This is a genomic window from Parageobacillus caldoxylosilyticus, assembly GCF_019272935.1.
GTDB classification, from domain to species: domain Bacteria; phylum Bacillota; class Bacilli; order Bacillales; family Anoxybacillaceae; genus Saccharococcus; species Saccharococcus caldoxylosilyticus.
In genome coordinates, this window is sequence record NZ_CP040553.1 from 2270329 (window position 1) to 2283934 (window position 13606).

Sequence of the window (13606 nt, forward strand, 5' to 3'; positions counted from 1 at the left end):
AAATCGATATGAAAAAATGGATTAGTGCATTATTTGCCGTCGTTCTTGTGTTGGCATTGGCAGCATGCGGAGGCAATAACAACGCTGATGGTGGCAAAAAAGAAGGGAAATTAACAAAATTAGTCGTTGGAGCTTCCAATGTTCCGCATGCCGAAATTTTAGAAAAAGCAAAACCAATTTTAAAAGAAAAAGGCATTGATTTAAAAATTGTTACATTCCAAGATTATGTATTGCCAAACAAAGCGTTGGCGGATAAAGAAATTGACGCGAACTATTTCCAACACATTCCGTATTTAGAAGCGCAGAAAAAAGAACACGGATATGACTTTGTCAACGCTGGCGGCATTCATATTGAGCCAATCGGCGTTTATTCGAAAAAATATAAAAGCCTTGAAGAATTGCCAGACGGTGCGACGATCATCATGAGCAACTCGGTTGCCGACCATGGCCGCATTTTATCGATGCTGCAAGAAAAAGGATTGATTAAGTTAAAAGACGGCGTGGACAAAACAAAAGCAACAGTGAAAGACATTGTCGAGAATCCGAAACATTTAAAATTTAAAACAGATGTTGATGCGGGAATGCTGCCGCAAATTTATAAAAACGGCGAAGGCGATGCGGTCGTGATTAACGCGAACTATGCGCTAGATGCTGGCTTGGACCCTGCAAAAGACCCGATTGCTGTCGAGTCGCCGAAAAACAACCCATATGTCAATATTATCGCTGTACGTAAAGGCGATGAAAACCGCAAAGAAATTAAAACGCTTGTCGAAGTGTTGCAGTCGAAAGAAATTCAAGACTTTATTAAAAAAGAATATAAAGGCGCTGTCATTCCAGCGGCACAATAAAATAACGGAAGCGATTCGCTTCCGTTATTTCTTTTTTGGCAGCTTTTCGAGAATGGCGATCAGCAGCGTAATGATCAAAGAGCATTGAAGCGAAATAACGATGGTAACAATATCGGTTGGTTGAGCGTCTTCCAACAATGCCCCTACCAAGAAAAATAACAAGATAGAGATGATAATCATCATGAGGAACATGGAAATCCATTTTCCCATTTGTTTCCCTTCCATTCGTCTATATTTTAATTCCTTTTTCCTTCATGAGAACACCCGCCGGAAGCCCACGGCTTTAGCTGTGGGAGGAAGGCGGATTTTTCTTATTTTCAATATATACTGAATTATTTATTCAATATAAGTATAATGAATTTAGAAAAGCAGGTGAATGAAGAATGCTCTGCACTCTCAAGATAAAATTAGCGCCAACCCCTGAACAATTTCCATGCGTTGCTGGAAACGATGAAACGGTTTAACCAAGCTTGCAACTATATTAGCGAGATTGCTTTTCGCTCCAGAACCTTTTCCAAAACGAAAATCCATCGGCTTTGCTACTAGCAACAGCGTCGTCAACACTCTTCTCGGTCTTTTTATCAGTTGAGAAAGTTTATGGAGTATAAAGCAGCGATCGCTGACGTTCGGGTGGTATTGGTTCATCCGAAGAATACTTCCCGCACCTGTCCGATTTGCGGACATGTTGCCAAAGAAACAGGCCGTCAAGGGATCAGTTTTGTTGTCGCGCTTGTGGGTACGCTGCCCCTGCCGACAACGTGGCTGCGGAAAATATCCGCAGGGCTGCGGTCAACCAGCCGAACGCGGCAGCCAATTAGGCTAGCTGCAAGCCCAAGGTTTAGCCGTTGGGTAGTTGACGCATACTAACACCGATATAATTATGGAAAGAGGTGTTAAGGAGTGAACCAGCAACAACATACGTCGGTTGAAGCGGCTCTTCGCCATTATAAAGAGGGAATTGGCGTGTTTACGCAGAAACTCCCCGAAATTGCTAGCAGCTTCAATGCTTTCACCGAAGCTTGTTTTGAAGCCGGCGCGTTATCAAAAAAAGAAAAACAGCTTATTGCTTTGGGAATCAGCCTTGCTACGCAAGATGAATATTGCACGATTTACCATACGAAAGGCTGTTTAGACGAAGGGGCTTCGGAACAAGAAATTTTAGAAGCGTGTGGGGTAGCGGCTGCATTTGCCGGCGGCGCGGCGATGAGCCAAGCGGTAACGCTAGTACAAGAATGCATTCGTGAATTATCTCAAACCCATTAAAAGACTCCGACATAGGAGTCTTTTTTATAGCGTCTGAAAAATTTGTTAGTGACGTAAATTTTTCCGATCTAAGTTGATGGCACGCAAATAATACGCTGTTCGTGTAAAATAATACGCAATTGCCATTATAATAATTTTCACTATGAACATAGTGAGATTGTGCCCAAAAGGTTGCTAATACTTTTCATTTGTTATAAGATTGTAATGAGAATAAAATGAGAATGAAAGGCAAGAAAATCAGTGGTACACTGATATATACAATTTTCAGCGAAAATTGGAGGTATTCTGCATGGCAGTGTTGACGATCAAAGATCTTCACGTATCGGTAGAAGGAAAAGAAATTTTAAAAGGCGTGAATCTGGAAGTAAAAGGCGGAGAAATTCACGCAATCATGGGTCCGAACGGGACAGGAAAATCGACGTTATCGTCCGCGATTATGGGACATCCAAAATATGAAGTAACACAAGGCAGCATTACATTGGACGGGCAAAACGTGCTAGAAATGGAAGTGGATGAAAGAGCGCGCGCTGGGCTGTTTTTGGCGATGCAATATCCAAGCGAAATTAGCGGGGTAACGAACGCTGATTTTCTGCGTGCCGCCATTAATGCCCGTCTTGGCGAAGGCAATGAAATTTCATTAATGAAGTTTATCCGCAAGTTGGATGAAAAAATGGCGTTCTTGGAAATGAATCCAGATATGGCGCATCGTTATTTGAACGAAGGATTCTCGGGCGGGGAGAAAAAACGCAACGAAATTTTACAATTAATGATGCTCGAGCCGAAAATCGCGATTTTGGACGAGATTGACTCCGGTCTTGACATTGACGCGTTAAAAATTGTTGCCAAAGGCATTAATGAAATGCGCAGCAGCGAATTTGGCTGTCTGATCATTACGCACTATCAGCGCTTATTAAACTACATTACACCGGATTATGTGCATGTCATGATGCAAGGGCGCATTGTGAAATCCGGCGGCCCAGAACTGGCACAACGTCTTGAGGCGGAAGGATACGATTGGATTAAAAAAGAACTTGGCATCGAAGACGAAACGGTTGAGCAAGAAGCGTAAGCGTTAGGAGGAGTATTATGACGACAGAAACAAAAATACCATTCGACCAACAATATGTGCGCGCGTTTTCTAGCGGGCGCGGTGAACCGGACTGGCTGTTACAGCTTCGCTTACAAGCTCTTGCCAAAGCAGAAGAGCTGCCGCTGCCGAATCCGGATAAAACGAAAATCGACAAATGGAATTTCACCCAATTTGCCAATCATGTTGTTGAAAGCGCGCCATATGCTTCGTTAGACGAATTGCCTGAGCCGGTAAAAGCGCTGATTGAAGCAGGAGAGGAAACAAAAAACCTATATGTGCAGCGCGACCATACTCCTGCGTATCTATCTTTATCGGATGACTTGAGAGCAAAAGGAGTCATTTTCACCGATATTTTCACCGCGGCGCGCGAACATGGAGAGCTGCTGCAAAAATATTTGATGAAAGACGGCGTCAAAGTAGACGAACATCGTTTAACAGCATTGCATGCGGCGTTGTTAAATGGAGGCGTGTTTGTCTACGTGCCGAAAAATGTCGAAGTCGATGTTCCGCTGCAAACGGTATATATTCAAGAAAACGATGATATCGCGTTATTTAATCATGTCATTGTCGTTGCGGAAGATAATAGCCGTGTTATTTATGTGGAAAACTATATTTCCACGAAAGAAACGAGCAGAGCGGTTGTCAATATTGTCGCTGAAGTGTTTGCCAATACAAACGCCCGCGTATTTTTTGCTGCTGTCGATAACTTGGCAAAAGGAGTTACAACGTACGTCAATCGCCGTGGCACTGCGGCACGCGATGGCCGCATTGAATGGGCGCTCGGTTTAATGAACGACGGCGATACAGTTTCCGAAAACATCACCCGCCTAATTGGCGACGGTTCATTTGGCGATACGAAAACGGTTGTTGTCAGCCGCGGGGAGCAAGTGCAAAACTTTACGACGAGCGTCGTGCACTACGGAAAACATACGGAAGGCTACATTTTAAAACACGGAGTGGTGAGAGACAGCGCGACATCGATTTTTAACGGCATTGGAAAAATTGAACACGGCGCTTCGAAATCGAACGCCCAACAAGAATCGCGCGTCTTGATGCTAAGTGAAAAAGCGCGCGGCGATGCCAACCCGATTTTATTGATCGATGAAGATGATGTAATGGCAGGTCACGCGGCATCAGTCGGCCGAGTGGATCCAATACAGTTATACTATTTAATGAGCCGCGGTATTCCAAGACATGAAGCAGAACGCCTCATTATTCACGGATTTTTAGCTCCGGTTGTTGAGGCGATCCCAATTGAAAGCGTGAAAAAACAATTGATTGAAGTTATTGAAAGGAAAGTTCAATCATGAATGTAAAAGAGATACGGAAACTGTTTCCTATTTTAGACCAAGAAGTGAACGGCAAGCCGCTCGTATACCTTGACAATGCCGCGACGTCGCAAAAACCGCTTCCTGTCATTGAGGCGCTCGATCAATATTACCGTCAGTACAATTCCAATGTCCATCGCGGCGTGCATACGCTTGGTACAAAGGCGACAGATGCGTACGAAGGGGCGCGGGAAAAAGTGCGGCGATTTATTAACGCGAAGTCCACACAAGAAATCATTTTTACAAGAGGGACGACAGCGGCGTTAAATATCGTTGCCGCCAGCTATGGCCGCGCCAATTTGCAGGAAGGCGATGAAATTGTCATTACGTATATGGAGCACCATAGCAATTTGATTCCGTGGCAGCAGGCAGCCAAACAGACAGGGGCCACATTAAAATACATTCCGCTTCAAGCGGATGGAACCATCGATATAAAAAATGTAGAAGCAACGGTGACGGCAAACACGAAAATCGTTGCTGTTGCCCACGTGTCCAACGTGTTAGGAACGATTAACCCAATCAAAGATATTGCGCGAATCGCCCATCAACATGGGGCGGTTGTTGTGGTGGACGCCGCGCAAAGCGCCCCGCATATGAAAATTGACGTTCAAGATCTTGATTGTGATTTTCTAGCGTTTTCTGGGCATAAAATGTGCGGTCCGACCGGAATTGGCGTATTATATGGTAAAAGAGATTTATTAGAGCGGATGGAGCCGGTGGAATTTGGCGGGGAAATGATTGATTTTGTTGAATTGTATGATTCGACATGGAAAGAGCTTCCTTGGAAATTCGAAGGAGGCACGCCGATTATTGCCGGAGCAATCGGCTTAGGCGCGGCGATTGATTTCCTTGAAGATGTCGGATTAGATCATATTGCCGCCCATGAGCATGAACTGGCGCAATATGCGTTAGAACGAATGTCTGCTATAGACGGGCTGACCATTTATGGTCCGAAACAACGCGGCGGATTGGTTACGTTTAATATAGACGGCGTTCATCCGCACGATGTAGCAACCGTTCTTGATGCGGAAGGCATCGCTGTCCGCGCCGGCCACCATTGCGCGCAGCCGTTGATGAAATGGCTGAATGTAACCGCGACAGCGCGGGCAAGTTTTTACCTCTACAATACAAAAGAGGAAATTGATCAGCTTGTCGTTGCATTACAGAAAACGAAGGAGTATTTTGGTCATGTCTTTTAATAATCCTTTAGATCAGCTTTATCGCCAAGTCATTATGGATCATTATAAAAATCCGAGAAATCGTGGTGTTCTAGAAGGAAACAGCGTCGATATCAATATGAATAACCCGACCTGCGGTGACCGTATTCATTTAACGATGAAAGTAGAAGACGGGAAAATTGCCGATGTGAAATTTGAGGGAGAAGGCTGTTCGATTTCGATGTCGTCGGCGTCGATGATGACACAGGCGATTAAAGGAAAAACAGTGGAAGAAGCATTAAAGCTAGCCCATATCTTTTCCAATATGATGCAGGGGAAAGAATATGATGGCTCGGTCGACTTGGGCGATATCGAAGCGCTGCAAGGCGTTTCCAAGTTTCCGGCCCGCATTAAATGCGCTACGTTAGCGTGGAAGGCAATGGAAAAAGGATTGCATCAGCATCATTAATGGCAAGGAAAAAAGGAGGGTGAAAGCGCATGGCAAAGAAAGCGCCAGAAATCGGCGAATATAAGTATGGGTTCGTCGATAAAGACGTATCGGTATTCCGTGCGGAGCGCGGATTGACACGGGAAGTGGTCGAAGAAATCTCCCGTATGAAAAATGAACCGCAATGGATGCTGGAATTCCGCTTAAAAGCGTTAGATATTTTCTATAGCAAACCAATGCCGCAATGGGGTGGCGATTTATCGAGCTTAGATTTTGACGAAATTACGTATTACGTAAAACCAACAGAAAAATCGGGCCGTTCTTGGGATGAAGTGCCGGCGGAAATTAAAGCAACGTTCGATAAGCTGGGGATTCCTGAAGCTGAACAAAAATATTTAGCCGGCGTATCGGCGCAATATGAATCAGAAGTGGTATACCACAATATGAAAGAAGATTTGGAAAAACTGGGAGTCATCTTTAAAGATACGGACTCGGCATTGAAAGAAAATGAAGATTTATTCCGTGAATATTTTGCCAAAGTTGTGCCTCCTACTGACAATAAATTTGCTGCGTTAAACTCAGCCGTATGGTCGGGCGGCTCGTTCATTTACGTCCCGAAAGGAGTCAAAGTGGAAACGCCGCTGCAAGCGTACTTCCGCATTAACTCGGAAAATATGGGGCAATTTGAACGCACGCTGATTATCGTCGATGAAGGGGCGCACGTTCACTACGTTGAAGGATGCACGGCGCCGATTTATACCACAAATTCGCTTCATAGCGCAGTCGTTGAAATTATTGTTAAAAAAGGCGCATATTGCCGTTACACGACGATTCAAAACTGGGCGAACAACGTATTTAATCTGGTTACCAAACGGGCTGTCTGTGAGGAAAATGCGACGATGGAATGGATTGACGGCAATATCGGTTCGAAATTAACAATGAAATATCCAGCTGTCATCCTGAAAGGAGAAGGCGCCCGTGGTTTAACGCTATCGATCGCAATTGCCGGAAAAGGACAGCACCAAGACGCAGGGGCGAAAATGATTCACCTTGCTCCAAACACCTCGTCGACAATCGTATCAAAATCGATTTCGAAACAAGGCGGAAAAGTAACATATCGTGGAATGGTGCACTTTGGCCGCAAAGCGTCGGGGTCGCGCTCGAACATTGAGTGCGATACGCTGATTCTTGATAACCAATCGACATCGGATACGATCCCGTATAACGAAATTTTAAATGACAATATTTCGCTTGAGCATGAAGCGAAAGTATCAAAAGTATCGGAGGAGCAACTGTTCTATCTCATGAGCCGCGGCATTTCCGAGCAGGAAGCGACAGAAATGATTGTCATGGGCTTCATTGAGCCGTTTACAAGAGAGCTTCCGATGGAATATGCGGTCGAAATGAACCGACTCATTAAGTTCGAAATGGAAGGTTCTATCGGTTAATGCCGTTTAGCGAAACCATCCATTTGCCTATGGCGAATGGATGGTTTTCTCTATTTCTTGCTGTAATAATATTCCGTTGTTCTCAAATTTTTTGCCATTGTGATATAGTTAAAATAAAAAATAAATATAAGTGTTAAAGCCAAAAAATAATCGGTCTTGACAGTAGCGTATGATCTAAGGTGATACATATGATTTATATAGGATTGACAGGCTGGGGAGATCATGACAGTCTATATCCTCCTGGACTTGCCGCAAAAGATAAGCTGCAAGAATATGCGGCGCATTTCCCAACGGTAGAAGTCGATTCTTACTTTTATGCGATTCAGCCACGGCAAAATGTCGAAAAGTGGATTCGCGAAACACCTTCTTCGTTCCAATTTGTCGTAAAGGCGTATCAGGGGATGACAGGGCATGAACGCGGCCCGATTCCATATGTCGACAAAGAAGAGATGTTTGCCGCGTTTTTGGATTCGATTGAGCCGTTTATCCAGTCGGGAAAACTAGCGATGGTGTTGTTTCAATTCCCGCCTTGGTTTGATTGCCGCCGCGAGCATGTCGCGTATTTACGCTGGTGCAAGGCGAAAATGAAAAACATCCCGGCAGCACTGGAGTTTCGCCACCGTTCCTGGTTTTCTCCCCGTTATTATGCAAAGACGCTGCAATTTATGAAAGAGGAAGGATGGATTCATAGCATTTGTGACGAACCGCAGGCGGGGGAAGGATCGATTCCGACCGTTCTCTATCCGACGGATGCGGAAAAAACGCTCATTCGTTTCCATGGCCGCAACATCCATGGGTGGAATAAGGCGACAAGCGGGGAAAACTGGCGCGCTGTTCGATATTTGTACCGATATCGTGAAGAAGAGCTGCGCGAGTGGGTCAGCCACATCGAAATGTTAAAAACGAAGACGAAAAATATTTATGTGCTGTTTAACAACAACTCTGGCGGAGATGCGGCGGATAATGCGAAACAATTGATCCGTTTGCTTGGCATTGAATATACGGATTTAGCACCACGACAGCTTGATTTATTTTAATATTGGGGATGAACGATATGGAATATGCGCTGTTAGTCATTGTCGGTTTTTTGGCAGGAACGATCGGTAGCTTAGTCGGTTTAGGCGGCGGCGTGATTATTGTGCCATCGCTGTTGTTTTTAAGCGCGATGCATTGGCTGCCGCACGTGACTCCGCAGTTGGCGGTCGGCACTTCGCTCGTTGTTATTATTTTCAATGGGCTGTCGTCGACCTTGTCGTATATGAAGGAAAAAATGGTCGATTATCAAAGCGGGCTTTTATTTTTTATTGGAAGCGGCCCGGGGGCGATCATTGGCGCATGGGTAAATAATATATTAAGCTTGCAGCACTTTTCTTTATATTTTGGCCTTTTTTTAGTGGCTGTATCGTTCTTTTTATCTTTTAACAAAAATAATGCGAGGAGTTCAGAGCGGAAGGCGTTTCCCATTACCCGCACGTATGTAACGAATGAAGGAGAAACGGTGACGTATGGGTATCATCCGTTTGTCGCTATTGCCATCTCCTTTGTCGTTGGCTTTTTCGGCGGCATGTTTGGTATTGGCGGCGGTTCGCTAATGGTGCCGGCAATGATGATATTGTTTCTCTTCCCGCCTCACGTTGCCGTTGCGACTTCGATGTTTATGATCTTTTTATCTTCATTGGTTAGCTCGCTTACACATGTGTTTATGGGAAACGTACAATGGTTATTTGCGCTCGCCTTAATTCCGGGGGTTTGGTTTGGAGCGAAAACGGGTGCATTTATTAATAAGCGGCTGCGCAGCAAAACTGTCGTCATCGTTTTGCGGATTGTGCTTGTTCTTTTAGGAATCCGCCTTATTTACGAAAGCTTTTCATAAGAGGAGGACGCCCATTGAAACGGACAGTATATGTATATCATACGAATGATGTGCATAGCCATTTTGAGCATTGGCCGCAAATTTCCTATTTTTTGGCTGAGCAAAGACGGAAACATCAGCAACGGAATGAGACGATGTTGTTGTTTGACATCGGCGATTTTATCGACCGTTTCCACCCAATTACCGAGGCGACAAGGGGAAAAGCGAATGTCGATTTACTTAATGCACTTCAGTATGATGCGGTAACAATCGGAAATAATGAAGGAATTACCCTTGATTACGAAGATTTAAACACGCTGTATGAAAACGCTCGTTTCTCCGTGCTTGTCGCCAATTTATTTCACAAAGACGGCACCCGCCCTTCATGGGTGCGCCCCTATTCGATCATTCCGATTTCCGATGCATTTCGCATCGGCGTTATTGGTGTCACGGCTTGTTTCGCCGAATCTTATGAGCTGCTTGGCTGGAAAGTGGCACCGCCGCTTGAAATGCTCGAGAGCATTGCGGCAGAAGTCAAAAAACAAGCCGATCTTGTCATTTTATTATCGCATTTAGGCATCCATGAGGATGAAAAAATTGCAAAGACCATGCCGGACATTGACATTATTCTGGGTGGCCATACGCACCACTTGTTTCCAGAAGGAAAAAGAATTAATAATACGTTGCTATGTGCAGCTGGAAAATATGGGAAATATATTGGAATAGTAAAGCTGGAAATCGAGGAAAACTGCCATACATATGAAACGTTAGCGACCGTAGTAGATGTGGAGGATTTGCCGGATTGGGAGCAAATGCAGCGCACTTTATTCATATTAGAGCAGCAAAGTCTAGAAAAGCTGGAAGCAGAACAAATTGCTGAGCTAAAGGAAGACTTGCCGTTGCAATGGTTTTCGCCGTCTCCGTTTGCAAAATTGCTCGCTTCAGCATTAAAAGAATGGTGCGATGCGGAAATTGGCATGGTGAATGCGGGAGTTCTGTTAGAGCCGCTTCCGAAAGGAATAGTCACTAGAAAAGATTTGCACCGCATTTGCCCACATCCGATCAACCCTTGCAAAGTTCAGCTGCGTGGCGCGGAATTAAAGGAGATTATTTTACAAGCAAATACCGAAAGAATGAAATACTTACAATTTAAAGGATTTGGTTTTCGCGGCAAAGTGATGGGGCAAATGGTTTATGACGGGGTTGAGCTCGAGACGGAAAGAGAAGAAGATGGTGCGGAACATATCCGGCGCATTACGATCAATGGCGAGCCGTTACATCCGGAACAATTATATGAGGTGGCCACGATTGACATGTTTACGATCGGCCATTTTTATCCGCAAATCCAGCACGCGCCGAAAAAGAAATATTACATGCCCGAGTTTTTGCGGGACGTGCTGGCATGGAAATTGGCGAAAGAGAAATAGGCACACATCTTTCTCTGCTTCATACATTGAAGTAGGGAAAGGAGCGTGATGTTATCATGATTCACGTAACACCGATGATGATCGACGGTTATCCATTTATCGCTATTTCTGTCCAATTGCCGAAAACCAATTTGCTTGCCGTAGCGAGTGAAAAAGGGTACATTATGTGTGGAGCGCTTGATGTGGCGTTACTGAACGAGAAATTGCGCGACCGCGGAATTGTGGCTGGAAGGGCTGTCGGGGTCCGCACGATTGAACAATTGCTTGAAGCGCCTTTAGAATCGGTGACGGTGGCTGCCGAAGAGCTGGGAATTACGGTCGGTATGAAAGGAAAAGATGCTTTGTTGAAGATGCGGTAAAAAATTATATAACAATTGGCTTTATCCCCTTCCTTTCAAGCATACATATAGCTTGTAAAGGAGGGATTTTATTTTGCCTAGATTTTCCGCTCGTCCCCGTTTGTTAAGAAGAGGACCGCTTCCGTTTCGCTATGTGTTTTTGCTGACGTTTGTGTTTTTTATGTTTTCTACCGCTCTTAGTCTTTGGATTGTCAATAAAAGCATTGAACCGGTTTTAATGGAAATTGCCGAAACGGAAACGAAACGGATTGCTAATTTAGTGATTAATAATGCGATCGAACAGCAATTTTTAAAAGAAAATAAAGAGATAAACGATTTGGTCGTCGTACAAAAAGATGCCAATGGCAAAATTGCTTCTGTCGATTTTAACACTGCTGTTATAAACCGAATTTTGGCAAAGACGGACGATTACGTGATGGAAAGCTTAAAAGCGGCAACAGAAGGGAGAATTGAAAGGCTTGTGCTTCCTGAGGTGGAATCCGGAAAAGGAGAAAGCAGAGGGATTATTTACTATATTCCTTTTGGCCAAGTCACGAACAATTCGCTTCTTGGCAATCTCGGCCCGCGTATTCCCGTGCAGTTTCAAGTCATTGGCAATGTAGCATCCGAGGTAACGAAGGAAATCAAACCATTTGGTATCAACAGCGCATTAATTGAAGTCGATATTCACGTTTCCGTTGATATTCAAGTAGTGATTCCGTTTGCCTCTAAAGTCGCAACGGTTACCACGGACATTCCGATCGCGATGCATGTGCTTCCAGGAGAGGTTCCGCAATTTTATAATAACGGCGGAAATGTTGGTCCTTCTTTACATGTGCCATCCCATTAATCACTATTGGCCGTGGATATGGAGATTGATTTGTTGTTTTTTGCAGCAATAACGAAAAATTATATATAAAAAACGTTATTGTTTGCCGTTTTTATTAAGCTGTTTTGCTGATAGACAATTCATCTGCAAAACAGCTTTTCAATTTACAGAAGAAAACACCTAGACGGGGAACAAAAAATTTTGTAATATTATATTAAATTGGGAATAGTTTTATTATTATGTTATTTGGAAAAACATTTAGAAAGGATGTGGGGGAAGAAGAGGAGACATATGCTCATCCAAAACTGAATTTTCCGAAAAATTATTGTGGGGGGACAAAGAATGAAGAAAAAAAGATTAGCAAGTATTTTTCTATCACTGGCATTAACTGCTGGCGTCATGGCAGGATGTGGAGGAGAGAAGGAGACGAGCGGCACCTCTGGCGGCAGCGGAGGAGGCGGCGATACGATTAAAATCGGCGCCAATCTTGAATTGTCTGGCGGGGTAGCTTCATATGGGCAATCGATCGCCGAAGGATTAGAACTTGCTTTTGAAGAAATCAACAAAGAAGGGATTAATGGCAAAAAACTGAAGCTTGTGAAAGTAGATAACAAATCGGATGCAGCCGAAGCGACGAACGGCGCGATCAAGCTCGTCAGCCAGGACAAGGTAGCAGCGATTATCGGCGCCGCAACGAGCACCAATACGCTAGCGCAAGTCCAAGTGGCCCAAGACAACAAAGTTCCGTTAATTACGCCAACGGGAACAAACCCTACGATTACGAATAAAGATGGCAAAGTAAACGATTTTGTATTCCGGACATGTTTTATTGATCCTTTCCAAGGGACAGTTGCCGCAAAATTCGCGATCAATGATTTAAAAGTGAAAACTGCAGCGGTGCTGATTGATAGTTCCAGCGACTATTCGAAGGGTCTTTCCGCAGCGTTTAAAGAAGCGTTTGAAAAAGAAGGCGGCAAAATTGTAGCGGAAGAAGCTTACGTTGCTAAAGACACGGACTTCCGTGCCACGCTTACCCGCATTAAATCGGCTAATCCGGAATTCATTTTCTTGCCTGGTTATTACGAAGAAGTAGGTCTTATCGTAAAACAGGCGCGTGAACTTGGCATTAATGTACCGATTATGGGCGGCGACGGATGGGATTCGCCTAAATTAGTGGAAATCGCCGGCAAGGATCCATTGAACAATACGTTTATTACGAACCACTATTCTTCCAATGACCCAGATCAAAAAATTCAAGATTTTGTAAAAGCATTCAAGGCGAAATACAATAAATCTCCAGATGCCTTCAGCGCGCTTGGATATGACACAGCATATTTCCTCGCTGATGCCATCAAACGTGCTGGAAGCACAGATCCAGAAAAAATTAAAGACGCGCTTGCGAAAACGAAAGACCTTGCTCTTGTTTCGGGAACATTGACGCTAGATAAAAACCACGATCCAGTGAAGTCAGCTACGATTCTCGAATATAAGGACGGCCAGCAACAATTTAAAACAAAAGTGAATCCATAATCTCACGCGGTGGATAGGGGGCATGTCCCCCTATTCCGAATTTTTCTA

Annotated in this window: 15 protein-coding genes; 14 read left to right on the forward strand and 1 reads right to left on the reverse strand. The window is 44.3% G+C overall.

What is annotated here, in order from left to right; genetic code table 11:
- Positions 1-8: 8 nt before the first annotated feature.
- Positions 9-848, forward strand: a complete 840-nt coding sequence (locus BV455_RS11465) for a MetQ/NlpA family ABC transporter substrate-binding protein (RefSeq protein WP_042409047.1) — start codon at positions 9-11, stop codon at positions 846-848.
- Between the two features lie 24 nt (positions 849-872).
- Here BV455_RS11465 and BV455_RS11470 read toward each other — a convergent pair whose 3' ends face one another.
- Positions 873-1058 carry a hypothetical protein gene (locus tag BV455_RS11470; protein WP_017434768.1) on the reverse strand — a complete coding sequence of 62 codons (186 nt, stop codon included), beginning with the start codon at positions 1056-1058 and terminating at the stop codon, positions 873-875.
- Positions 1059-1445: 387 nt separating this feature from the next.
- On the opposite strand from BV455_RS11470, the gene BV455_RS20395 reads away from it, so the two are divergent.
- From BV455_RS20395 to BV455_RS11535, 13 genes are all read left to right on the forward strand, one after another.
- Positions 1446-1715 carry a zinc ribbon domain-containing protein gene (locus tag BV455_RS20395; protein ID WP_071997941.1) on the forward strand — a complete coding sequence of 90 codons (270 nt, stop codon included), beginning with the start codon at positions 1446-1448 and terminating at the stop codon, positions 1713-1715.
- 33 nt (positions 1716-1748) lie between these two features.
- Positions 1749-2111 carry a carboxymuconolactone decarboxylase family protein gene (locus tag BV455_RS11480; RefSeq protein WP_017434771.1) on the forward strand — a complete coding sequence of 121 codons (363 nt, stop codon included), beginning with the start codon at positions 1749-1751 and terminating at the stop codon, positions 2109-2111.
- A gap of 289 nt (positions 2112-2400) precedes the next feature.
- Positions 2401-3180, forward strand: a complete 780-nt coding sequence (sufC, locus tag BV455_RS11485; RefSeq protein WP_017434772.1) for a Fe-S cluster assembly ATPase SufC — start codon at positions 2401-2403, stop codon at positions 3178-3180.
- A 17-nt stretch (positions 3181-3197) separates the two neighbouring features.
- Positions 3198-4511 carry a Fe-S cluster assembly protein SufD gene (gene sufD, locus BV455_RS11490; RefSeq protein WP_218687216.1) on the forward strand — a complete coding sequence of 438 codons (1314 nt, stop codon included), beginning with the start codon at positions 3198-3200 and terminating at the stop codon, positions 4509-4511.
- Positions 4508-5728, forward strand: a complete 1221-nt coding sequence (locus BV455_RS11495; protein ID WP_061580098.1) for a cysteine desulfurase — start codon at positions 4508-4510, stop codon at positions 5726-5728. Before sufD ends, BV455_RS11495 begins: the two co-directional genes overlap by 4 nt.
- Positions 5718-6155 carry a Fe-S cluster assembly sulfur transfer protein SufU gene (gene sufU, locus BV455_RS11500; RefSeq protein WP_042409038.1) on the forward strand — a complete coding sequence of 146 codons (438 nt, stop codon included), beginning with the start codon at positions 5718-5720 and terminating at the stop codon, positions 6153-6155. Before BV455_RS11495 ends, sufU begins: the two co-directional genes overlap by 11 nt.
- Positions 6156-6184: 29 nt before the next feature.
- The gene (gene sufB, locus BV455_RS11505) at positions 6185-7582 is read left to right on the forward strand and encodes a Fe-S cluster assembly protein SufB (RefSeq protein WP_017434776.1); all 1398 of its coding nucleotides are present in this window, start codon (positions 6185-6187) and stop codon (positions 7580-7582) included.
- Between the two features lie 188 nt (positions 7583-7770).
- Positions 7771-8619 carry a DUF72 domain-containing protein gene (locus tag BV455_RS11510; protein ID WP_061580388.1) on the forward strand — a complete coding sequence of 283 codons (849 nt, stop codon included), beginning with the start codon at positions 7771-7773 and terminating at the stop codon, positions 8617-8619.
- 17 nt (positions 8620-8636) lie between these two features.
- Positions 8637-9455, forward strand: a complete 819-nt coding sequence (locus BV455_RS11515; protein ID WP_061580389.1) for a sulfite exporter TauE/SafE family protein — start codon at positions 8637-8639, stop codon at positions 9453-9455.
- Between the two features lie 14 nt (positions 9456-9469).
- Positions 9470-10861: a bifunctional metallophosphatase/5'-nucleotidase gene (locus tag BV455_RS11520; RefSeq protein ID WP_218687217.1), complete on the forward strand. Its 1392-nt coding sequence runs from the start codon at positions 9470-9472 to the stop codon at positions 10859-10861.
- A gap of 56 nt (positions 10862-10917) precedes the next feature.
- A complete protein-coding gene (locus BV455_RS11525; RefSeq protein ID WP_017434780.1) occupies positions 10918-11220 on the forward strand; it encodes a YunC family protein in 303 nt (100 codons plus the stop codon).
- Positions 11221-11293: 73 nt separating this feature from the next.
- Positions 11294-12049: a sporulation protein YunB gene (gene yunB / locus BV455_RS11530; RefSeq protein ID WP_061580391.1), complete on the forward strand. Its 756-nt coding sequence runs from the start codon at positions 11294-11296 to the stop codon at positions 12047-12049.
- A gap of 321 nt (positions 12050-12370) precedes the next feature.
- A complete protein-coding gene (locus BV455_RS11535) occupies positions 12371-13558 on the forward strand; it encodes an ABC transporter substrate-binding protein (protein ID WP_061580392.1) in 1188 nt (395 codons plus the stop codon).
- Positions 13559-13606: the final 48 nt, after the last annotated feature.

Bases quoted from the DNA above. Each gene is read 5' to 3' on its own strand.
- BV455_RS11495 (WP_061580098.1), top strand. From the start codon at position 4,508: ATGAATGTAAAAGAGATACGGAAACTGTTTCCTATTTTAGACCAAGAA.
- BV455_RS11515 (WP_061580389.1), top strand. From the start codon at position 8,637: ATGGAATATGCGCTGTTAGTCATTGTCGGTTTTTTGGCAGGAACGATC.
- sufC (WP_017434772.1), top strand. From the start codon at position 2,401: ATGGCAGTGTTGACGATCAAAGATCTTCACGTATCGGTAGAAGGAAAA.
- BV455_RS11535 (WP_061580392.1), top strand. From the start codon at position 12,371: ATGAAGAAAAAAAGATTAGCAAGTATTTTTCTATCACTGGCATTAACT.
- BV455_RS20395 (WP_071997941.1), top strand. From the start codon at position 1,446: ATGGAGTATAAAGCAGCGATCGCTGACGTTCGGGTGGTATTGGTTCAT.
- BV455_RS11525 (WP_017434780.1), top strand. From the start codon at position 10,918: ATGATTCACGTAACACCGATGATGATCGACGGTTATCCATTTATCGCT.
- BV455_RS11510 (WP_061580388.1), top strand. From the start codon at position 7,771: ATGATTTATATAGGATTGACAGGCTGGGGAGATCATGACAGTCTATAT.
- BV455_RS11470 (WP_017434768.1), bottom strand. From the start codon at position 1,058: ATGGGAAAATGGATTTCCATGTTCCTCATGATGATTATCATCTCTATC.
- sufD (WP_218687216.1), top strand. From the start codon at position 3,198: ATGACGACAGAAACAAAAATACCATTCGACCAACAATATGTGCGCGCG.
- sufB (WP_017434776.1), top strand. From the start codon at position 6,185: ATGGCAAAGAAAGCGCCAGAAATCGGCGAATATAAGTATGGGTTCGTC.
- sufU (WP_042409038.1), top strand. From the start codon at position 5,718: ATGTCTTTTAATAATCCTTTAGATCAGCTTTATCGCCAAGTCATTATG.
- BV455_RS11465 (WP_042409047.1), top strand. From the start codon at position 9: ATGAAAAAATGGATTAGTGCATTATTTGCCGTCGTTCTTGTGTTGGCA.